The organism is Azospirillum argentinense (assembly GCF_000632475.1).
Taxonomy (GTDB): domain Bacteria; phylum Pseudomonadota; class Alphaproteobacteria; order Azospirillales; family Azospirillaceae; genus Azospirillum; species Azospirillum baldaniorum.
Genome location: NZ_CP007793.1, coordinates 365,775 through 385,459, shown reverse-complemented (window position 1 = coordinate 385,459; position 19,685 = coordinate 365,775). Strand labels below are relative to the sequence as shown.

Sequence of the window (19,685 nt, the reverse complement as noted above, 5' to 3'; positions counted from 1 at the left end):
CCATGACCCCCTACGCCGAACTCCAGGTTTCGACCAGCTTCACCTTCCTGGAGGGCGCGTCCCACCCGGACGAGCTGGCGCTGACCGCCGCCGGCCTCGGCCACGCCGCCGTCGCGGTGACCGACCGCAACTCGCTGGCCGGGGTGGTGCAGGCGCACACCGCCGCCCGCAAGCACGGGCTGCGCCTGATCGTCGGCTGCCGGCTCGACCTGACCGACGCGGACAGCCTGCTCGCCTACCCCACCGACCGGGCGGCCTACGCGCGGCTGTCGCGGCTGCTGACGCTGGGCAAGCGGCGGGCGCCCAAGGGGGCCTGCTTCATCGCCCGCGCCGACGTGCTGGACCATGCGGAGGGGATGCTGTTCCTGCTGGTGCCGCCGGACCAGCGCGACCCCGCGTTCTTCCACGCGCTGCGCGGCTGGCGCAACGATCTGGGGAACCGCCTGCACCTCGCCGCCAGCCACCGCTACCGCGGCGACGACCAGCGGCGGCTGTCCTGGCTGGGCGGGCTGGCGGAGGCGGAGCGGGTGCCGCTGGTGGCGACCAACGACGTGCTCTACCACACGCCCGACCGCCGCCCGCTGGCCGACGTGATGACCTGCATCCGCAGCGGCACGACCATCGACGAGGCGGGCTGGCGCCTGTCGGCCAACGCCGAGCGGCACCTGAAGGCCGGGGTGGAGATGGCCCGCCTGTTCCAACGCCACCCCGACGCGGTCGCGCGCACGGTGGAGATCGCCGCCGCCTGCCTCTTCTCGCTGGAGGAGCTGCGCTACGAATACCCGGACGAGGTGGCGGAGGTCGGGCGGAGTCCGCAGGAGACGCTGACCGACCTGACCTGGGCCGGAGCGGTCCAGCGCTATCCGGACGGCGTGCCGGAGACGGTGGCGCAGACCCTGCACCGCGAATTGACGCTGATCGGTCAACTTGATTACGCGCCCTATTTCCTGACGGTGCACGACATCGTGCGCTACGCCCGCTCAAAGGGCATCCTGTGCCAGGGGCGCGGCTCGGCGGCCAATTCGGCCGTCTGCTATTGCCTTCATATCACGGAGATTGACCCGGCTCGTTTCAAGCTGCTGTTCGAGCGCTTCATCTCCTCGGCCCGCAACGAGCCGCCGGACATCGACGTGGATTTCGAGCATGAGAAGCGCGAGAAGGTCATCCAGTACATCTACGAAAAATACGGGCGCGAGCGGGCCGGGCTGACCGCCACCGTCATCCGCTACCGCGCCCGCGGCGCCATCCGCGAGGTCGGCAAGGCCATGGGCCTGTCCGCCGATCTGGTGGCGCGGCTGTCCTCCTCCGTCTGGGGCTGGAGCCGCCACGGCGTGGACGGGGAGCGCGCCCGGCAATACGGCTTCGACCCCGACGACCCGCGGCTCCGCCAGACGCTGGAACTGGCGCAGGAGCTGATCGGCTTTCCCCGCCACCTGTCGCAGCATGTCGGCGGCTTCGTCATCACCCGCGGCCCCCTGAGCGACCTGTGCCCCATCGCCAACGCCGCCATGAAGGACCGCACGACCATCGAATGGGACAAGGACGACATCGACGCGCTGGGCATCCTGAAGGTGGACGTGCTGGCGCTGGGGATGCTGACCTGCCTGCACCGTGGCTTCAATCTATTGAAGCGGCATTATGACCGCGACCTGACGCTGGCGACGGTGCCGCAGGGGGACCCGGCGACCTACGACATGCTGTGCCGGGCCGACAGCCTGGGCGTCTTCCAGGTGGAAAGCCGGGCGCAGATGTCCATGCTGCCCCGCCTGCGGCCCAAAAAGTTCTACGATCTGGTGATCCAGGTCGCCATCGTGCGCCCCGGTCCGATCCAGGGCGACATGGTCCATCCCTACCTGCGCCGCCGCAACAAGGAGGAATTGGTCACCTACCCATCTCCCGACCTGGAAGCGGTGCTGAAGAGGACGCTGGGCGTGCCGCTGTTCCAGGAACAGGCGATGCAGATCGCCATCGTCGGCGCCGGCTTCAGCGCGGAGGACGCCGACCGGCTGCGCCGCGCCATGGCGACCTTCCGCAAGACCGGAGAGGTCCAGCTTTTCCGCGACCGGTTCATCGAGGGCATGGTCGGGAAAGGCTACGACCGCGCCTTCGCCGAGCGCTGCTTCCAGCAGATCGAGGGGTTCGGCGAATACGGCTTCCCCGAGAGCCACGCGGCGAGCTTCGCCCTGCTGGCTTATGTGTCGGCCTGGATGAAGTGCCATCACCCGGACGTCTTTGCCGCGGCCCTGCTGAACAGCCAGCCCATGGGCTTCTACGCCCCCGCCCAGATCGTCCGCGACGCCCGCGAGCATGGGGTGACCGTTCTGCCCCCGGACGTGAACGCCTCCGACTGGGACTGCACGCTGGAACCGCTGTCACCCTCTCCCGGGGCGGGAGAGGGAATAAAGCATGCCCTGCGCCTCGGCCTGCGGCTCGTCCGCGGGATGGACGAAAAGGACGCGCATCAACTCGTGCTGTGCCGTGGGGCGGGCTACCGCGATCCCTACGATCTGTGGCGCCGGGCACAGATGCCGGTCGCCGGGCTGGAACGGCTGGCCAAGGCCGACGCCTTCCGCTCCGTCGGGCTGGACCGGCGCGCCGCGCTGTGGGCGGTGAAGGCGCTGGGGGCGCAGCCGCTGCCCCTGTTCGCCGGCCTCGCCGACTCCGCCCAGGACGAGCCCCAGGCCCTCCTGCCGGCCATGGCGCTGGGCGAGCATGTGGTGATGGACTACGGCAGCCTGTGCCTGTCGCTGAAGGCGCATCCCATGGCGCTGCTGCGCGACGGTTTTGCCGGCGTGGCCCCGACCGAACGGCTGGGCACGGTGCGGGCCGGCACGCGGCTGACCGTGGCGGGGCTGGCGCTGGTCCGGCAGCGGCCGGGCAGCGCCGAGGGCGTGGTCTTCATCACGCTGGAGGACGAGACCGGCATCGCCAACCTCGTCATCATGCCGGACGTCTTCGAGACATTCCGCAAGACGATCATCGGCGCCCGCCTGATCGCCGCCACCGGCCGGGTGGAGCGCAGCGGCAAGCCCAACGACGAGGGCGGCGAGGTCATCCACCTGCGCGTCGAGCGGCTGAGCGACCTGACGCATCGGCTGCGCGACCTGACCGACCCCGACGCGCTGCCCAACCGCTCCGCCGCCGCGGTCTTCCCGGAGGGGCGGAATTTCCGCTGAGGAACGGTTGGAAAGGAACGGTCAGTCGATCAGGTCCGCGACCTCGCGCACCCGGCCGTTGTCGATCATGAACTGGACCAGATCGGGACGCTCCAGGCCGTAGCTCCGATGGCGGGCGCGGACGGCGGCGACCAGTTCGCCCCGGCGCTCCAGGATCTCGTCGGCGAATTCGATCATGCGCAGGTTGGGCCACGCCTTGTGGCGGATGCCGACCACGGCGGCCATCGCCTCGGCGGCGGGGCGGTCGGGGCTGGCCTGGGCCAGGATCATGGTCAGGGCGGCGGTCGAGCGCGAGATGCCGGCGTGGCAATGGACCAGCAGCCCACCCACCCCGGTCGGCTCGGTCATCAGGTCGCGCCCGAAGGCCAGGATGCGCTCGACATCCGCGCGCTGCGGCAGGGACTGCCCCATGTAGGGGTCGATGATGTCGTGGAAGCGCAGTTCCAGCCGCTTGTGCTCACCGTAAGAGCCGAAGGCGGTCGGCTCCGGGTGGCCGGGGTCGAGGATCGACAGGACGTGGGTCACGCCGGCCTCGCAGAAGCCGTTCAGCTCCTCGATGCCGCAGACGGTCAGTCCGAAGGGAACGAAATCGCGGGCCATGGTCCTCGTCTCTTGCCGTGCGCGCGGAGGGCGGCGCGGTTCGCATGTGGCGCCGCCGGTCCGTGCCGTCAAGCCGATCAGAGGCCCGATCAGAGGACGTTGAACAGGTACAGCAGAAGAATGATCGGAATGGGAATACCGACAAGCCACAGCAAAACGCCCTTCATGGATCGCTCCCTTGGTTGAGGCCCGAGCGGCCGATGCAATCCCCAACAGCGCAACAGCGCATTGGTTGCCACGGCCGCCCTGCTCGAGGGGGGCTTACCCGGAAAGGGCGATCCCGGAAGAGGTGCGGATTATTCCGCCTCGTTCTGATCCTGGGCCTGATTTAGGGCCATCTCCGCAGCGGGCTCCGTCGTCCCCGCGCGGGGCGGCAGAACGGGACGCGGGCGCGGGGCGCGCAGCTTCTTCAGCAGCAGCGCGAAGGGCTTCAGCGCGCGGTCGAGGACCGCCGGTTCGGCCTCCAGCCGCGACAGCAGGAAAGCAGCGGCCTCCAGGGTCGACACGCTGTCGCGTCGCGGCTCCTTGCGGGCCTGCCCGTAGAGGGAGCGGAACTGCGGGTTCAGCACGATGCGGCGGCATTTCAGGAGCCACGGGTTGCGCCACCACAGCGTCTTGGCCTGGCTCCAGGTGCCGTCCAGGACGATGACGCCCTCCAGGTCGCCCAGCACCAGCTCGCTGTCCTTCTGCGGGACGCCGCCCTTGTCCACCACGGACACCTCTGGCAAGGGGCCGGCGCCCTGCTTGACCGGGCCGAGATAGAGCACGCCCCAGCGCTTGTAATCGACCTCGCGCCCCAGGATGCGCTTCAGGTTCGACCAGCTCAGCCCGACCTTAAGCGCGGAGTTCTTGAACTGGAGATGGGCGATCTGCGCGGTGCCCAGCGTCTCGCGCTTCTCCTGCGGGTGCTGGAGGATGAGCAGGAAGACGGCGTTGTCGATCGGCTCCACCGCCTCGCAAACGCACAAATGCATAGGTTTTAGGCAGGTGGGGCAGGGTTCGGCGTGCATGGTCGGTCTCGGCAGAAGGAACATCGGCGGAAAAAGCGGGAGGCGGGGACTATGAGCTTCCCATCCGAAAAAAGGAACGGGCCTCAAAAAAGAAACGGGGCCTGAAAAAGAAACCGGGCGCATTAAAGTTTGCATAACGCGTGATCTGCATCACTTAGAGGCCTGGACCTTGCATGATAGCGTCCAGACACACAGGACGGGTTGGGCCGAGGGCGGCCGACAGGACCGCTCCCCAGGCTCTCCCGACGCTCAGAAGGAGGCTTGCCATGCTGCCCGCTCATTTGGCCGCCCGCTTGCTGGAGCAACGCCGGGCTCAGGAATCGGCCGAATTCGCCCGGCAACTGCCGCTCTACGCGGACGACGCGCCCTTTCCGCCCGACGCCGATCCGGATACCGAGACCGGGCATCCCCTGCCCGACTGGGCCACCAACTACTGACCGGAAAACGACGGGTGGCTGTCGCATAAGCGACATCTCGAACGGCTGTCGTGTAAACGACATCACCGCCCGTCCTTCCGTCCGCATCACGCCACCTCGGCCCAGGACGGTCCGTGTCCGCCCGCCGGAGCCGGACGCCGAACCGGGGTGGACGTGGATGCCGGCGCGGGAACGGCCTGCTCCGGTGCTTGCGCCGGGACCAGGGCACCGTCACGCCATTCCAGAAGCCACGACCCCAGGCGACCGCCCCGGCAGCGCTCCAGCTCGGCGCGCCAGCGCGGATCGCCGACGCCCGGCTCCGCCGTCCAACTGTGTGCCGGCGCGATCCGCCAGCGGGTGACCGCCGCGCTCGCCGCCGAGCGGCGGGTGGCGCTCTGCAACAGGAATCCCGTCACACCCGACGACTCGGCGGCCAGTTGCAGCCGGCGGCTCGCCGTCAGGTCCAGCCCGCCGACCTCCCCCAACACGGCGGACAGCCGCTTGCAGCGCAGCGCCTCCTCCATCGCCCACAGGGCGTCGGTGTCGCGGGTCGCGCGCACGGCGATCAGCCGGTCGGGCGTCAGCCCATAGGCGGCCAGCCCGGCGGCGTGCAGATCGCGCCCGCGCACGACCCACAGCGCGGGCGCCGCCGCGCTGGCGAGGCGCGCCAGCAGATGCGCGGCGAAGGCCGTCCCGGCCCCCGGCTCCTCCCCCGCCACCTCGTGCAGACAGCCGAGCGGGAGACCGTCCGCCGGAAAGGCTCCGTCGAGATCCGGCAGGCCGAAGGGCAGCACCCGCGCCCCCTCCCCGCCCAGCCCTTCCAGGCCCCGGATGCGGGCGCGCAGATCGGCCAGAACCGCCGCCCGGTCCGGCGGGGGCGCTTCGGTGCAGGACCCAGGCACAGGAAGTTCGGGCATGACTTGCTTCCGCTGAGCAGGTATTTGTTCCTGATATGTTCTATCATGCCCCATCTGCCCAGGGGAGTCCGGAAATGCGAAAGGGGGCGCCCTTTCGGACGCCCCCCCGCGAGACCGGTTGAGGAGTGGAGAGTGGATCAGCCGGCCTGTTGGATCGCCGACAGGACCCAGCGCCCGCCGCGCGGACGGGTGAAGGTCCAGATTTCCGTGGCTTCGACCGGACGGTTCGGGTCGCCCTCGACCACGCGGTTGCTCGCGCGGTCCACCGTCACGTCGGTCAGCGAGAAGCGCATCGCCACGGTGGCGTATTCCGCGTTGCCCTCGCGCCACGCCTCGGCCAGGTCGCCCTGGAGCAGGCGGACGTCGGACAGACGGTTGACCACGCCACGGTTGTGGTTGGCCGCCAGTTCTTCGGTGAAGTAGGAGGCCATCTCCGGCGTCACGGCGCTGCGCAGGGCCGTTTGGTCCTCGTTGCCGTAGGCGGTCTGGACCGCGACCAGCGTCTGCTCGAACGCCTGATAGTCGGCCGGGCCGATGCCCAGGTCGTCACGGCGCACGCCCGGACGGCCGGAAGAAGCCGGACCCGCAGCGGCGCTGCCGCGAGCGCCACCACCCAGCGGGTTCGAGCGCGCGTCCACCGCCTCGCGGTTCATCGTGCCCGGATTCGGGCCGGCATAGGCGGCGTTGGAAGCGCCCATGCCCGCCGGCCGCGCCGCTCCCGCCGAACGGTTGCGGAAGAAGCGCATGGCCAGACGGACCAAGAAGACGACCAGCAGGATCTGGAGGATGAAGCCCAGGATGCCCGCGAAGCTGCCCAGCCCGTCGAGGAAGCCGCCGCCGAACAGCATGCCGGCGATGCCGGCGCCGATCAGGCCGCCCATCAGGGCCGGCATGAAGCCGCCGCGCGAGAAGAAGCCGCCGCGCTGCGCCGCTGCCGGGTTGGCCATGCCCGGCTGCTGCATGCCCGGCTGCTGGGCGCCCGGCGTCTGGGCGGGGGCGGCCGAGCGCTCCATCGGGGCGGCGCGCGGCGCGGTGTTGGTCTGGGCCGGCGCCTCGTAGGTGCGCGAGCCGCGGCTGCCCGCGGAGCTGCTCTTGCCGGCGCGGGCGTCGGCGGTACCGGCGGTCAGCGCCACGGCCAGCGCCAGAGCGACGGCGCCGAAGGCGCGGGCCGGAGTGCGGGAAACGGTGCGGGGGGATCGCGTTTTCTGGGTCATGGCCGTGTTCGGTAAAGCCCTCGGTTCGGGGGACGCTCACTCATGTAGCGTCCTCCTATATGGTATGGCTGCCCTGCTGTTTTAGAGGGACCACAACCAAACCGGCCAAAAAATACGCAAACCGCGTGCGGCGTCCGATCAGGCGGAGGCGCGCTCCCACACGATTTCCACCCTATGGAAAGACCCCGCACCGGCCGGAACCACCGGCGTCAGCGGTGCGGCGCCCGTCTGTTCCGCTGCCCGCAGCGACGCCCAGACGCGGCGGCGGACCTCGATCTGGCGGCGACAATCGCGCGAGCAGTAGAGCGGCGCCGGCCCGCGCGGCGAGCTGCGGCGGAACGGCTGTCCGCAGCAGGCGCAATAAAGCGTGGTCATGATGATCCTCCCTGTTTTTTCCGATGACTGGTGCCCCGCCCATCACCCTGTGGAGCGGGTGCCCGTTCGGTTCTTTTCGGTCTTAAGTCTCGACCTGCGCGCACCATTGTTGTGCCTTGGGACGCCCCAGACCAGAGATGCCTTCGGCATATGGCCGTCTGAAAATCCGGCGATTCTGGAAAAATCGTCGAAACAACAATTGCTTGGCTTCCGCAAATCCGGACTGCGCGTCCATTCGCCGCATCCGGTCGTCAACCCCCCTCTCCGTTCGGACGATGACCCTGCGTCCGCCCGATCATCCGTATGACGACGGCTCCACCCGGGCCGTGAGCGCGTCCGTGGTGCCGGACACCCGATGGAGATAGGCCGGGAACCGCCGGGGACAGCCGCGGGTTGCTCAACCCGACACGCCCGACCGGCACCGCCCACGGCTTCCTCCGCCGGCGGCTCCCCACGGCGGCTCTCCTGCTCCGGTGAAGCCCCATGAGCGACATCCGCACGCGTCCCGCGCCCGCCACCACCCTCTCGGGCGTCGCCACGGCGCCGCCGGTCATCTCCATCGATCTGGAACGGCTGGAGCGGCTGCGCCGGCTGACCCGGCTGATGGACACGCGCTGGCGCGTTCCCGGCACGCGCATCCCCGTCGGGCTGGACGGCATCGCCGCGCTGGTCCCGGTCGCCGGCAGCACGGCGACCACCGTGGTGGCCGCCTACATCATCATGGAGGCCGCCCGCTTCGACCTTCCGAAAAGCCTGATCGCCCGGATGATCGCCAACATGGCGGTGGATTGGGCCGGCGGTTCGGTTCCGGTGGTCGGCGCCCTCTTCGACATCGGCTTCAAGGCCAACCGCCGCAACCTGAACCTGCTGCTGGAGCATCTGGAGAACCGGCTGGCCGCACACCACTGACGGGCCGGCCGGACGGGCGGGCGTTCGAACGCTTGACTTGTGTCAAAGCGGCGGACGGCGGTCTGCACGATCCTCCCCGCCATGAACGCGATCTCCCCCGTGGCCTGCGCCACCGCCGCCCCGACCGCCCCGCTGAACGCCGCCCTGCTGGCCAAGTACGATGGGCTGCGGGTGCCCCGCTACACCAGCTACCCGACGGCGCCGCACTTCACCGCCGCCGTGGGGGCGGAGCGCTACGCGGACTGGCTGGCGGAGCTGGACACGGCGGCCCACACGGGGTCGCTGTACCTGCACGTGCCCTTCTGCGCGAAGATGTGCTGGTACTGCGGCTGCCACACCAAGATCGTCGCCCGCTACGCCCCCATCGCCGAGTATCTCGGCCATCTGCGGCGCGAAGTCGGCATGGTCGCCGACCGCATATCCGGACGGCTGCGGGTGCGGCACATCCATTTCGGCGGCGGCACCCCGACCATGATGGCGCCGGACGACTTCGAATCGCTGATCGCCCTGCTGCGCGAGCGTTACGACGTGACGCCGGACGCGGAGATCGCGGTGGAGATCGACCCGCGCACCCTGACCCGTGCGATGGCCGAGGCGCTGGGCCGCGCCGGGGTCAACCGCGCCTCGCTCGGCGTGCAGGACTTCGACGCTTCGGTGCAGGCGGCCATCAACCGCATCCAGCCGCGGGAGCAGACCGAGCAGACGCTGGAATGGCTGCGCGCCAACGGCATCCGCCACATCAACCTCGACCTGATGTACGGCCTGCCCGGCCAGTCGGTGGAGAGCGTCGCGCGGTCCGCCGAGATCGCCCTGACCATGGCGCCGGACCGGCTGTCGGTCTTCGGCTACGCCCATGTGCCGTGGATGAAGACGCACCAGAAGAAGATCGACGAGTCGGCGCTCGCCGGCACGCTCGGCCGTTGGGAGCAGTTCGCGGCCATCGCCGGGGTTCTGACCGACGCCGGCTTCCAGCCCATCGGCCTCGACCACTTCGCCCGGCCCGACGACGAGCTGGCCGTGCAGCAGAGCGAAGGGCGGCTCAGCCGCAACTTCCAGGGCTACACGACCGACGACGCGGAGGTGCTTCTGGGCTTCGGCGCCTCCTCCATCGGGGCGCTGCCGCAGGGCTATGTGCAGAACGCCGTTCCCTTCGACCAATACGCCCAGGCCGTCGAGGCCGGACGGTTCCCGACCGGTAAGGGGCTGACGCTGACCGCCGACGACCGGCTGCGCCGCGACCTGATCGTGCGGCTGATGTGCGACCTGTCGGTGGACGTCGGCGCGGTGGCCGAGGCCCATGGGCTGGCCGCCGGGACCTTCGACGCCGACCTGGAGGCCATGGCCGATCTGGTGGCCGACGGGGTCGCCGTGGTGGAGGGCCGCCGCGTCCATGTGCCGGAGCCCGCCCGCCCGCTGATGCGCATCGTCGCCGCGCGCTTCGACACCTACCTGTCCACCGGCGCCGGGAAGCACAGCCGCGCGGTGTGAGCGTGATGCTCTTGTGACCGGCAGGAAAAGGATGTGATCGGCAGGAAAAAGGACGCTTTTTCCTGCCTCTGGCCTTCCGCGCGCAAATCGGCGAAACTGGCGCCTGTTGAACATCTTTGCGGACGCGGCAAAGGAACAGGCTCCAGGGACGGGCACCGATGATCACGCTCTACACCTTCGCCTCGCCGAACGGGCAAAAGGCTTCGATCCTGCTGGAAGAGCTGGGTCTCACCTACAAGGTCCACAAGGTCGACCTCGTGGCCGGCGAAGGCCGTCAGCCCGACTATCTGGCGGTCAGCCCGATCGGCAAGATTCCGGCCGTCGTCGAGGAACTTCCCGGCGGCAAGAGGCGGCGCCTGTTCGGCTCGGGGGCCATCCTGCTGCACTACGCGGAGCGCACCGGCCGCCTGCTGCCCGAGGACGAGGATGAGCGGGCGGAGGCGCTGAGCTGGCTGATGCTGGGCGTCAGCGACCTCGGCCCCTCGGGCTTGAGCAAGTTCCGCTTCGCCGTCATGGCGCCGGAGAAGATCCCCTACGCCATCGACTATTTCAAAGGCGAGCTGCAGCGCATCCACGCCGCAATGGAGGAGCGTCTGGGCGGGTCGGATTATCTGGCCGGCGGCGCCTACTCCATCGCCGACATCGCCTGCTTCCCCTTCGTCGCCGTGGCCGCCAAGGCGGAGGGCAACGTGCTGGACCGCTACCCCAACCTGAAGCGCTGGCACGCCGCGGTCGCGGAACGCCCGGCGGTCAAGCGCGGCATGGCGGTGCCGGAGTGAGCCGCCGCATGCCCCGCCCCACCGCCGCGCTTCTCGCCCTCGCCGTCACGCTTCCCCTTCTCGGCGCCTGCCAGACCGCACCGGACGGGGCGGAGCCGCAGGCCCTGCTCCCCGCCGACGCCGATCCCGGCACCTATTGGCAGGGCGACCGCAGCCAGGCCTACGAGCGCGCCTATGTGGTCGCGCGCAACCCGCAGGAGTGGAACGATCTCTGGGCCCGCGTCGGCGAGGCAGCGCCGGGTCCCCTGCCCGGCGACCGCATGGCCGCGGCGGTCTTCCTCGGCCCGCGCGACACCGGCGGCTACGGCGTGTCCATCGTCAGCGCGCGGGCGGCGGGCGGCGATGTGGTCGTTGGGTACCGCGAGCGCGTTCCGGGTCCGGCCCAGGCGGTGGCGCAGATGCAGACGTCGCCTTATGCGGTGCGGCTGATCCCGATGGCGGCCGGGGCGGCGAAGTTTCAAAGGGAGAAGTGAGGGGGCGCTTGCCGTTGCCCCCACCCTTCCCACGGCTTCGCCGCGGGCCCCTTCCCTCCCCTGCGTCAGCGGGGGAGGGTTAGGGAGGGGGCACCAACGACTACCGCTTCCCCACCACCCGCGGGTCCAGCGCGTCCTGCAGCCCGTCGCCCAGCAGGTTGACGGCGATGACCGTCAGGAAGATCAACAGCCCCGGCCACACCGCCAGCAGCGGCGCCGTCCCCACCAGCTCCTGCGCGTTGGTCAGCATGTTGCCCCAGGAGGGCAGCGGCGGCTGGATGCCAAGACCCAGGAAGCTCAGCACCGACTCCAGCAGGATCACGTTGCCGACCGTTAGCGTCGTCGCCACCACGGCGGGGGCGGCGACGTTCGGCAGAATGTGGGTCAGCATGATGCGGCGGCTGCCCGCCCCCATCGCCACTGCCGCCCGCACATAGTCGCGCCGCCGCGCCGACAGGGTGGCCCCGCGCACCAGCCGCGCCACCGTCGTCCAGCCAAACAGCGCCACCAGAACAACGATGCGCAGCAGGCTGGCGTCCTCCGATCCCGCCACCTCCGGCGGAATGCCCAGCCGCGTCAGGTCGATGGCGCCCAGCACGATCAGCAGCGGCAGCAGCGGCAGCGCGATCAGCCCGTCGGTAACGCGCATCAGCAGATCGTCGAGCCGCCCGCCGAAATAGCCGGCCAGCAGCCCGATCCCCGTGCCGATGACGGCGGAGGCCAGCGCCGCCGCCACGCCGACGAACAGCGACACCCGCCCGCCGTAGAGCAGCCGCACCAGCACGTCGCGCCCAAGCTCGTCGGTGCCCAGCGGGTGCAGGGCCGAGGGCGGGCCGAAGCGGTCGAGCAGGCTGATGCCCGTGGATTCCACCCCCAGCCAGTGCTCCACCCAGGGTGCGGCCGCCGCGGCGACGGCCAGCACCAGCAGAAGCAAGGCACTGACCACCGCCAGCCGGTGGCGGGCGAAGCGCCGCAGGAAGCGCCCGGCCTTCAAGCGCCCGGCCCTCACGCCCCGTCCCCCTTGAAGGAGATGCGCGGGTCCAGTCCCGCGTAGGCGGCGTCGGCCAGCAGGTTGCCGGCCAGCGTCGTCAGCGTGGCGAAGAGCAGCGCCACCAGCGCCACGTTCAGGTCGTTGCCCATGATGCTGTCGTAGATCAGCTTGCCCATGCCCGGCCAGGCGAACATCGTCTCGGTCACCAGCGCGCCGGAGAAGAGGGCGCCGAACTCCAGCGCCACGATGGTCACGATGGGGATGGTCGCGTTGCGCAGCGCGTGGCGCCAGACCACCCGCCCCTCCCCCAGCCCCTTTGCGCGGGCGGTGCGGACGTAATCCTGGCGAAGCTCCCCCATCATCGCGGCGCGGACGTAGCGCGTGTAGCCGCCGATGCTCGCCAGCGTCAACGAGGCCACCGGCAGCACGAGATAAGGCAGCCGCTCCCACCAGCCCTCCCCGCCCACCGGGCCGAGGCCGGAGGCCGGCAGCCATTGCAGTTCCACCGCGAAGAGCAGGATCAGCAGCAGCGCCAGCCAGAAGGCCGGGACGGAAATGCCGGCGAAGCAGAACAGGTTGATGGCGTTGTCCGCCCAGCCGTAGGGCCGCCGCGCCGCGTAGACGCCGAGCGGCAGCGCCACCGCCAGGGTCAGCGCCATCGCCGCCCCGAGCAGCAGCAGCGTGTTGCCCAGCCGCGGCAGCAGGATCGTCAGCACCGGCTGCGCGTAGAGCCGGGAGAAGCCGAAATCCCCCATCAGCGCCGCCTGGAGCCAATGCCAGTAACGGTCCAGCAATGGCTTGTCGAGACCGTAGAGCGCCTTCAGCCGCGCCACGTCGGCGGGGGTGGCGCGCGGGTTGCCGGCCAGCATCATGTCCACCGGATCGCCCGGCATCAGCGTCATCAGGACGGTGATGACGAAGCTCATCAGCAGCAGGACGACCAGCGCCTGGAGCAGCCGGGAGGCGAGGAAGCGGGTCATGGGCGTGTCATGGTCACATTGCCCCCTCCCCAGCCCTCCCCCGCTTCGCGGGAGAGGGGGCCAACTTTCCCTCTCCCGCGAAGCGGGGGAGGGAGGGACCCACGCGCAAGCGTGGGAGGGTGGGGGCAACCACCCGCGACACCCTCACTCCTTCGCCTTCCACGTCTCGATCCACAGCGTGCTGGAATCCAGATGCCCGGTCGGCACCACGCCCTCCAGCCAGGGTGGCAGGATGAACGGGTCGGCGCGGAAGAACAGCGGCAGGTTCGGCAGGTCCTGGGCGTAGAGCGTCTGCAGCTTCGCCCACAGCGCGCGGTTGGCGTCGGGCTCGCAGACATGCTCCAGGTCTTCCAGAACCTTGTCCATCTCCGGGTTCCTGTAGCCGGTGTAGTTCTGGCCCGCCCAGTTGTTGGCCTCCGTCGGGATCATGCTGGAATGCAGGATGGTGCGCGGGATGTTCTCCGGCGCGCTGATCCAGGCGAACAGCGCCATCGACTTGAAGCGGCGCTTCTCCAGCGTGTCGCCGAACAGGACGCGGGCCGGCTCGTTGACGATGCGAACCTCCACCCCGGCCTGCCGCCACTGCGCCTGGAGCACCTGCTGCAGCACCTCGCGGGAGCGGTTGCCGGCGGTCGTCATGATCTCCAGCGACAGCCGCTCCCCCTTGGCGTTGTGGCGCACCCCGGCGCGTCGCTCGCTCCAGCCCGCCTCGTCCAGCAGCTTGCCGGCCAGCGCCGGGTCGAAGGCGTAGGTCGGGTAGCCCGGCGCGTGCACGCGGTCGAGCGGGCTGATCTCGTTGTGGGCGACCGGCTGGCGGCCGTCGTAGAGCTGCTTGGAGATCGCCTCGCGGTCGATGGCGTGGAGCAGCGCCCGGCGCACCCGCACATCGGCCAGCGCCGGGTTGTCGAGGTTCAGCTCGACATGCTCGAAAAACAGGCCCGGCTTGTAGAAGACGTTGTAGCGGCTGCCGTGCCGCTTCTCGAAGGCGAGCACCTGGTCGAGCGGCAGGCCGGTCTCCCCCGGCACCATGTCGACCTGCCCGGCCAGCAGGTTGGCCTCCAGCGCGGCGGTGTTCTCGATGGACTTCACGATCACCCGCTTGAAGGTCGGCTTCGCCCCCCACCAGGTCGGGTTGGGCTCCAGCACCACATGGCTGCCCGGCTCGACCTGGGCGATGCGGTAGGGGCCGAACCACAGGCCGGGATTTGTCGTGTCCGTCTCGTACTTGGAGCGGTTGCGGTAGGTCGCCGGGTCGGCCTCGAACACCGGGCGCTCCAGATGGGCGGGCAGGATCTCGAAGTCGTTGATCTCGGCGTAGCTGCACACCGCCTTGTCGCGGTGGATGGTGAAGGTGCGCTCGTCCTTGGCGTCGATCGCCACGATGTCGCGGGCGAACAGGTCGAAGTTGCTGTAACCGCTCTGCGGGTGCTTGCCCACCGTCCAGGTGAACAGCACGTCCTCGGTCGTCACCGGTGTGCCGTCGCCCCAGGTCGCCTTGGGGTTGATGGTGTAGGTGACCTTGATGCCCTTCTTGCCGTCGGCCCGCGTCTCGACCTCCGCGGTGCCCTTGTCCAGCGCCGGCAGCTCGGTGCAGAGCAGGCAGGTCAGCCGCCAGTCGGGATCGTAGGCGGTGAAGGGCCGGCGCGCCATGGACAGGACGTAGCTCTTCGCCATCATCGCTTCCATGGAGGGGTGCCAGTTGGACGGGAACTGGGTCATGCCGATCACCAGCTCGTCCTTCGCCGCCAGCGCCGGGGTGGCGATGGTGGGGGCGCCCAGAGCGGCGGCCAGGGTGAAAGCGGCCAATCCCGTTCGCGCCAATCCCGTTCGCATCGCGGCGTCATCTCCGTCCGGTGAAGTCCCGGCTACGAACTATGGGGACCCGCGGCCCCGTGGTCCAGCGCCGATGCGGCTTTAGGGAAGCCCTTGACGGATCGGGGCCGCCGGTGTTTGTGGTCTGCCCCATACGCAACCGAATGGATGGGGAGCCCGACAGGCCATGGCCGGCACCGTGACCCTGAGCCGCGACGGCGTCGTCGCCACGCTGACCCTCAGCAACCCCGACAAGCTGAACGCCTTCGACAAGCCGATGTGGCAGGCGCTGATCCCGCTGCTGCGCCGGCTCGGCGCCGACGACACGGTGCGCGCGGTGGTGTTGCGCGGGGCCGGCGGACGGGCCTTCAGCCCCGGCGCCGACATCTCCGAATTCGAGACGGAGCGCAACAGCCCCGAGCAGGGCGCCGATTACGGCGTGCTGATGGACGAGGGGCTGGCCCTGCTGCGCGAGTTGCCGCACCCGACGCTGGCGGCCATCCAGGGCGCCTGCTGCGGCATCGGGCTGGCCGTGGCGCTGGCCTGCGACCTGCGGGTCTGCACGGCGGGCAGCCGCTTCGGCGTGCCGGTCAGCCGGCTCGGCATCTCCATGGCGCTGCCCGAGCTGAAGCTGCTCCACGACATCGCGGGCGGCCCGGCGGCTCTGGAGATCCTGCTGGAGGGCCGAGTCTTCGGCGCGGAGGAGGCCAAGGACAAGCGGCTGGTCCACCGCCTCGTCGCCGACGACGCCTTCGAGGAGGAAATCGCCGCGACCTGCGAACGCATCGCCGGGGGCGCCCCACTGGCCGCCCGGCTGCACAAGCAGTTCGTCCGCCGCCTGTCCGACCCCGCCCCGCTGTCGGAGGCGGAGATCGCCGAATGCTACCACTGCTTCGGCACGGAGGATTTCCGCGAGGGCTACCGGGCGTTCCTGGAGAAACGCAAGCCGGTCTTCAAGGGGCGGTGAGCGCCCGCGCATGCCAGGGTTCACCCCATAGCGATGGTTTCCGGACGGGGGAAGTCCAGATTGGGAAGGTTGTACCCCCCGTCCCACCGCCCCATTCCCGCTATGCCTCCCGCCATGCCCCGCGCCACCCGCTTCATTCCCTTCATCATCGCCTGCGCCCTGTTCATGGAGAATCTGGACGCGACGGTGATCGCCACCGCGCTGCCGGAGATCGCACGGTCGATGGGCGAGGATCCGCTGCGCCTCAGCCTCGCCATGACCTCCTACATGCTGGCGCTGGCGGTGTTCCTGCCGGTCAGCGGCTGGATGGCCGACCGCTACGGCACGCGGACGGTCTTCGCGGCGGCCATCGGGGTGTTCACTGTCGGCTCGATCCTCTGCGGCCAGGCGGACGGGCTGTACGAGCTGGTGGGCGCGCGCATCGTCCAGGGGCTGGGCGGGGCGATGATGGTGCCGGTCGGACGGCTGATCCTGCTGAAGACGGTGCCCAAGGAGAAGCTGGTCGCCGCCATGGCCCAGATGACCCTGCCGGCGCTGATCGGCCCGGCGCTGGGGCCCCTGGTCGGCGGCTTCATCGCCACCTACGCCTCCTGGCGCTGGATCTTCTACATCAACGTGCCGATCGGGCTGATCGGGATCGCGCTGGTGCTGACCCTGATCCCCAACGTGCGCGAGACCGAGCGCGACCCCTTCGATGGCCGCGGCTTCATGCTGAGCGCGCTGGCCCTGGCCGCGCTGATGTTCGGGCTGGAGAATGTCGGCCGCGGCGTGCTGCCGCCCGTCGCGGTCGCCGGGGTGCTGGGGCTGGGCTTCGCCGCCGCGTGGCTCTACCTGCGCCATGCCCGCGGGATGGAACGGCCGGTGCTCGATCCCTCGCTGCTGCGGCTGCCGACCTACTTCGCCTCGGTCATGGGCGGCACGCTGTTCCGCATCGGCATCGGCGCCGTGCCCTTCCTGATGCCGCTGATGCTCCAAGTCGGCTTCGGGCGCACGCCCTTCGAGTCCGGCGCGCTGACCTTCGCCGGAGCCGCCGGGGCGCTGACCATGAAGGCGCTGGCCGGGCCGATCCTGCGCCGGCTGGGCTTCCGCCGGGTGCTGACCGCCAACGCGCTGCTCAGCGGCCTGATCCTGGCGAGCTACGCCGCCTTCCGGCCCGAGACGGCGCATTGGGTCATCCTGGGCGCGCTGCTGATGGGCGGCTTCTTCCGCTCGCTGCAGTTCACCGGCCTGAACAGCCTGGCCTACGCCGAGGTGCCCAAGGAGTGTCTGAGCCGCGCCAACACGCTGGCCAGCGTGATGCAGCAGGTCTCTCTCAGCCTGGGCGTCGCGGTCGGGGCGACGGTGCTGCACCTGACGCAGAGCGTCACCGGCGGCCCCGGCGCCGCGCTGACCCCCACCGACTTCGTGCCGGCCTTCCTGACGGTCGGGGGGATGGCCTGCGTGTCGGCCCTGTTCTTCCTGCGGCTGCCGCCCGACGCCGGTGCCGAGATCAGCGGCCACCGCGCCCGCGCGCGGGCCAAGGAGCCGCCGCGCGCGCTCGAAGCGGCCGACTGAAGCCCCGCCGGATCAAAGGCAGCCGGATCAGCGGTCTTCCCAGTCCGGCTCGTCGGCCTTGAGAAGCTCCAGGAGCCGGGCGACCCGGCCCGAGGGGGGATGCCGCGTCGCCTCCCCCATGTAATCGTCGGCGCCGGTCCAGCTGGTGGCCTCCATCAATTCGGCGGGCGTCGCGCCCGTGCCGATGATGCTGGCGATGCGCATGTCGTCCAGGCGCCCGCAGATGTCGATCACCTGATCGCGGGTAAGCGCCGGCTGATGCTGATCGGGCATTCGGAACCCCCTCCTTCCCAAATCCGCGTCAGACCCGATTAGCGGCCCGTCTGTCGGCCTGTGCAACGGCGCAAGGGGGGAAGCCCCGCCGCAACAAGGGGGATACGCCGACCCCGAGTCTCCGGCTGCCGCGCCGGTCCTCGATTGTCCTCCGAGCAAATCCAGCGCGGCGAAGTCGTCCTTCGGTTGCGGAAAAGGTAAAAATCCCACAATGCGGGATAAACAAATGTGCGCTCTTCGCAGCACAAAGGAAAATTCTTACCAAGCTTGGCTCTTTTTCGTGCGGTGGGCCTTTGGTTGGGGGTGCGTTCGCCGCGCGTTCCCGGTATAAATGAGCATGGCGGCTATGCGCCGTCTTCAAGAATGAACGGGAGGCTCCCCGCCAGGGCGCGGGCAGCAAGACAGGCATGATGGACTGGGACAAGCTTCGGGTCTTCCACGCCGTGGCCGAGGCTGGAAGTTTCACGCACGCCGGCGAGACGCTGAACCTCAGCCAGTCGGCGGTCAGCCGCCAGATCAGCGCGCTGGAGGAGAGCCTCGGCGTGCCGCTGTTTCACCGGCACGCGCGCGGCCTGATCCTGACCGAGCAGGGCGAGCTTCTGCACCGCACCGCCCGCGATGTCTTCGCCAAGCTGTCGATGACCGAAGCGATGCTGACCGAAAGCCGGGAGCATCCGAAGGGTCCGCTGCGCGTGACCACCACGGTGGCCTTCGGCTCGACCTGGCTGACCCCGCGCGTCAACGAGTTCCTGTCGATCTACCCGGACATCCAGCTCACCCTGCTGATCGACGACAACGAGCTGGATCTGGCAATGCGCGAGGCGGACATCGCCATCCGCATGAACACGCCGCGCCAGCCCGACCTGATCCAGCGCCACCTGATGTCGGTGCATTTCCACCTCTACGCCCATCAGGAGTATCTGAAGAAGCGCGGCGCCCCGAAGATCCCCGCCGACCTGGACGGGCACGATATCGTCGCCTACCCGCCGGACGTCCGTGCGCCCATCGCCAACGTCAACTGGATCAACGAGGTGGGCGATCCGGCGCCGGGCGTGCGCAAGCCGATCCTGCAGGTCAACAGCATCTACGCCATGTACCGCGCCGTGGAGAGCGGCCTGGGCATCGCCGCCCTGCCCGATTTCCTGGTGGACGGCAGCAAGGAGTTGACGCGCGTCCTGCCGGACGTGGACGGCCCCAAGGTCGACGCCTACTTCGTCTATGCCGAGGAGCTGCGCCATTCCAAGCGCATCGCGGTGTTCCGCGACTTCCTGGTGAAGAAGGTGGCGGAGTCGGCCTTCTGACCCAGCCCAGTCGTTGTGCAGGCAAGGTATTTGCCTGTTTTTGATGCAAAGGCGCCCGTGCAGCTATGCCGGGCGCCTTTCTTTTTGTACGGATTGTACCGAAACCCATCCCGCATCTTTGCAATACGGTTGCCGTTTTCCGTGCGAGGCAACCTGCCCTTCAGCACCATACGCACCCGCACGCCAATTTCTCGCGTTGCTTCAATCCCTTACAAGCTATGCGGTTCGCGCATGGCCGAATTGGATATTTGGGGATGGAATCCTTTGGGCAGAATGGTCAAATCTTGGGCGTTGGATGTTGCGCCGCAGCATCCGGCGTTTCGTCCCGGAAGCCCGCTTCCGGGGTTGGGTCCTCGGACCCAGCGTCTCCCAGACGTGAAGCCTCCCTGTTCAACTCGCCGCTAGCCCACTGGGTTAGCGGCAGTTTTTTTGTCCGGGGAGCTTATTGTC

Annotated in this window: 19 protein-coding genes; 10 read left to right on the top strand and 9 right to left on the bottom strand. The window is 69.5% G+C overall.

Annotated elements, in window-relative coordinates; translation table 11 throughout:
• The first annotated feature begins 2 nt into the window (after positions 1-2).
• Positions 3-3,176, top strand: coding sequence for an error-prone DNA polymerase (locus ABAZ39_RS01825; RefSeq protein WP_038526143.1), 3,174 nt, complete (start codon positions 3-5; stop codon positions 3,174-3,176).
• Positions 3,177-3,197: 21 nt separating this feature from the next.
• On the opposite strand, the gene ABAZ39_RS01820 is transcribed toward ABAZ39_RS01825, so the two are convergent.
• Entirely contained in the window at positions 3,198-3,776 is a 579-nt protein-coding gene (locus tag ABAZ39_RS01820; RefSeq protein ID WP_038526139.1) for a tyrosine phosphatase family protein, read from the bottom strand.
• Positions 3,777-4,072: 296 nt separating this feature from the next.
• The gene (locus ABAZ39_RS01815) at positions 4,073-4,726 is read right to left on the bottom strand and encodes a DTW domain-containing protein (protein ID WP_247881605.1); all 654 of its coding nucleotides are present in this window, start codon (positions 4,724-4,726) and stop codon (positions 4,073-4,075) included.
• 326 nt (positions 4,727-5,052) lie between these two features.
• On the opposite strand from ABAZ39_RS01815, the gene ABAZ39_RS36010 reads away from it, so the two are divergent.
• Entirely contained in the window at positions 5,053-5,223 is a 171-nt protein-coding gene (locus ABAZ39_RS36010; RefSeq protein WP_014239377.1) for a hypothetical protein, read from the top strand.
• Positions 5,224-5,309: 86 nt separating this feature from the next.
• Here the strand turns inward: ABAZ39_RS36010 and ABAZ39_RS01810 are convergent, their stop codons facing one another.
• From ABAZ39_RS01810 to ABAZ39_RS33825, 3 genes are all read right to left on the bottom strand, one after another.
• Positions 5,310-6,119 carry an ImuA family protein gene (locus ABAZ39_RS01810; protein ID WP_051657747.1) on the bottom strand — a complete coding sequence of 270 codons (810 nt, stop codon included), beginning with the start codon at positions 6,117-6,119 and terminating at the stop codon, positions 5,310-5,312.
• A 137-nt stretch (positions 6,120-6,256) separates the two neighbouring features.
• Positions 6,257-7,333 carry a Tim44 domain-containing protein gene (locus ABAZ39_RS01805; RefSeq protein WP_038526134.1) on the bottom strand — a complete coding sequence of 359 codons (1,077 nt, stop codon included), beginning with the start codon at positions 7,331-7,333 and terminating at the stop codon, positions 6,257-6,259.
• Between the two features lie 138 nt (positions 7,334-7,471).
• On the bottom strand, positions 7,472-7,708 hold the full coding sequence (locus tag ABAZ39_RS33825) for a hypothetical protein (protein WP_081862849.1): 237 nt from the start codon (positions 7,706-7,708) through the stop codon (positions 7,472-7,474).
• On the opposite strand from ABAZ39_RS33825, the gene ABAZ39_RS35370 reads away from it, so the two are divergent.
• From ABAZ39_RS35370 to ABAZ39_RS01785, 5 genes are all read left to right on the top strand, one after another.
• Entirely contained in the window at positions 7,701-8,015 is a 315-nt protein-coding gene (locus ABAZ39_RS35370) for a hypothetical protein (RefSeq protein WP_144243444.1), read from the top strand. The genes ABAZ39_RS33825 and ABAZ39_RS35370 overlap by 8 nt on opposite strands.
• A gap of 176 nt (positions 8,016-8,191) precedes the next feature.
• Positions 8,192-8,617 carry a DUF4112 domain-containing protein gene (locus ABAZ39_RS01800; RefSeq protein ID WP_051657746.1) on the top strand — a complete coding sequence of 142 codons (426 nt, stop codon included), beginning with the start codon at positions 8,192-8,194 and terminating at the stop codon, positions 8,615-8,617.
• 81 nt (positions 8,618-8,698) lie between these two features.
• A complete protein-coding gene (gene hemN / locus ABAZ39_RS01795) occupies positions 8,699-10,105 on the top strand; it encodes an oxygen-independent coproporphyrinogen III oxidase (RefSeq protein WP_198129045.1) in 1,407 nt (468 codons plus the stop codon).
• A gap of 158 nt (positions 10,106-10,263) precedes the next feature.
• Positions 10,264-10,884 carry a glutathione S-transferase family protein gene (locus tag ABAZ39_RS01790; RefSeq protein WP_038526131.1) on the top strand — a complete coding sequence of 207 codons (621 nt, stop codon included), beginning with the start codon at positions 10,264-10,266 and terminating at the stop codon, positions 10,882-10,884.
• Positions 10,885-10,892: 8 nt separating this feature from the next.
• The gene (locus ABAZ39_RS01785) at positions 10,893-11,357 is read left to right on the top strand and encodes a protease complex subunit PrcB family protein (protein WP_038526128.1); all 465 of its coding nucleotides are present in this window, start codon (positions 10,893-10,895) and stop codon (positions 11,355-11,357) included.
• A gap of 100 nt (positions 11,358-11,457) precedes the next feature.
• On the opposite strand, the gene ABAZ39_RS01780 is transcribed toward ABAZ39_RS01785, so the two are convergent.
• The 3 genes from ABAZ39_RS01780 to ABAZ39_RS01770 all read right to left on the bottom strand — a co-directional run bounded on the left by ABAZ39_RS01780 (position 11,458) and on the right by ABAZ39_RS01770 (position 15,134).
• Positions 11,458-12,366 carry an ABC transporter permease gene (locus tag ABAZ39_RS01780; protein WP_038526125.1) on the bottom strand — a complete coding sequence of 303 codons (909 nt, stop codon included), beginning with the start codon at positions 12,364-12,366 and terminating at the stop codon, positions 11,458-11,460.
• On the bottom strand, positions 12,363-13,328 hold the full coding sequence (locus ABAZ39_RS01775; RefSeq protein ID WP_038526122.1) for an ABC transporter permease: 966 nt from the start codon (positions 13,326-13,328) through the stop codon (positions 12,363-12,365). Before ABAZ39_RS01775 ends, ABAZ39_RS01780 begins: the two co-directional genes overlap by 4 nt.
• 144 nt (positions 13,329-13,472) lie before the next feature.
• A complete protein-coding gene (locus tag ABAZ39_RS01770) occupies positions 13,473-15,134 on the bottom strand; it encodes a peptide ABC transporter substrate-binding protein (protein ID WP_308217001.1) in 1,662 nt (553 codons plus the stop codon).
• A gap of 193 nt (positions 15,135-15,327) precedes the next feature.
• Here ABAZ39_RS01770 and ABAZ39_RS01765 point away from each other — a divergent pair, with 193 nt between their 5' ends.
• Both ABAZ39_RS01765 and ABAZ39_RS01760 read left to right on the top strand, forming a co-directional pair.
• Positions 15,328-16,107: an enoyl-CoA hydratase-related protein gene (locus tag ABAZ39_RS01765; RefSeq protein ID WP_038526117.1), complete on the top strand. Its 780-nt coding sequence runs from the start codon at positions 15,328-15,330 to the stop codon at positions 16,105-16,107.
• A gap of 114 nt (positions 16,108-16,221) precedes the next feature.
• Positions 16,222-17,661 carry a DHA2 family efflux MFS transporter permease subunit gene (locus ABAZ39_RS01760; protein WP_038530491.1) on the top strand — a complete coding sequence of 480 codons (1,440 nt, stop codon included), beginning with the start codon at positions 16,222-16,224 and terminating at the stop codon, positions 17,659-17,661.
• A 27-nt stretch (positions 17,662-17,688) separates the two neighbouring features.
• Here ABAZ39_RS01760 and ABAZ39_RS01755 read toward each other — a convergent pair whose 3' ends face one another.
• On the bottom strand, positions 17,689-17,934 hold the full coding sequence (locus ABAZ39_RS01755; RefSeq protein WP_014239362.1) for a hypothetical protein: 246 nt from the start codon (positions 17,932-17,934) through the stop codon (positions 17,689-17,691).
• Between the two features lie 410 nt (positions 17,935-18,344).
• On the opposite strand from ABAZ39_RS01755, the gene ABAZ39_RS01750 reads away from it, so the two are divergent.
• Entirely contained in the window at positions 18,345-19,235 is an 891-nt protein-coding gene (locus ABAZ39_RS01750; RefSeq protein ID WP_035675533.1) for a LysR family transcriptional regulator, read from the top strand.
• The last annotated feature ends 450 nt before the right edge of the window (positions 19,236-19,685 follow it).

Coding starts and splice junctions, on each gene's coding strand:
- ABAZ39_RS01765 (WP_038526117.1), top strand. CDS start 15,328: ATGGCCGGCACCGTGACCCTGAGCCGCGACGGCGTCGTCGCCACGCTG.
- ABAZ39_RS01805 (WP_038526134.1), bottom strand. CDS start 7,333: ATGACCCAGAAAACGCGATCCCCCCGCACCGTTTCCCGCACTCCGGCC.
- ABAZ39_RS01810 (WP_051657747.1), bottom strand. CDS start 6,119: ATGCCCGAACTTCCTGTGCCTGGGTCCTGCACCGAAGCGCCCCCGCCG.
- ABAZ39_RS01820 (WP_038526139.1), bottom strand. CDS start 3,776: ATGGCCCGCGATTTCGTTCCCTTCGGACTGACCGTCTGCGGCATCGAG.
- ABAZ39_RS01790 (WP_038526131.1), top strand. CDS start 10,264: ATGATCACGCTCTACACCTTCGCCTCGCCGAACGGGCAAAAGGCTTCG.
- ABAZ39_RS33825 (WP_081862849.1), bottom strand. CDS start 7,708: ATGACCACGCTTTATTGCGCCTGCTGCGGACAGCCGTTCCGCCGCAGC.
- ABAZ39_RS01825 (WP_038526143.1), top strand. CDS start 3: ATGACCCCCTACGCCGAACTCCAGGTTTCGACCAGCTTCACCTTCCTG.
- ABAZ39_RS01775 (WP_038526122.1), bottom strand. CDS start 13,328: ATGACCCGCTTCCTCGCCTCCCGGCTGCTCCAGGCGCTGGTCGTCCTG.
- ABAZ39_RS01760 (WP_038530491.1), top strand. CDS start 16,222: ATGCCCCGCGCCACCCGCTTCATTCCCTTCATCATCGCCTGCGCCCTG.
- ABAZ39_RS01750 (WP_035675533.1), top strand. CDS start 18,345: ATGGACTGGGACAAGCTTCGGGTCTTCCACGCCGTGGCCGAGGCTGGA.
- ABAZ39_RS01800 (WP_051657746.1), top strand. CDS start 8,192: ATGAGCGACATCCGCACGCGTCCCGCGCCCGCCACCACCCTCTCGGGC.
- ABAZ39_RS01785 (WP_038526128.1), top strand. CDS start 10,893: ATGCCCCGCCCCACCGCCGCGCTTCTCGCCCTCGCCGTCACGCTTCCC.
- hemN (WP_198129045.1), top strand. CDS start 8,699: ATGAACGCGATCTCCCCCGTGGCCTGCGCCACCGCCGCCCCGACCGCC.
- ABAZ39_RS01755 (WP_014239362.1), bottom strand. CDS start 17,934: ATGCCCGATCAGCATCAGCCGGCGCTTACCCGCGATCAGGTGATCGAC.
- ABAZ39_RS36010 (WP_014239377.1), top strand. CDS start 5,053: ATGCTGCCCGCTCATTTGGCCGCCCGCTTGCTGGAGCAACGCCGGGCT.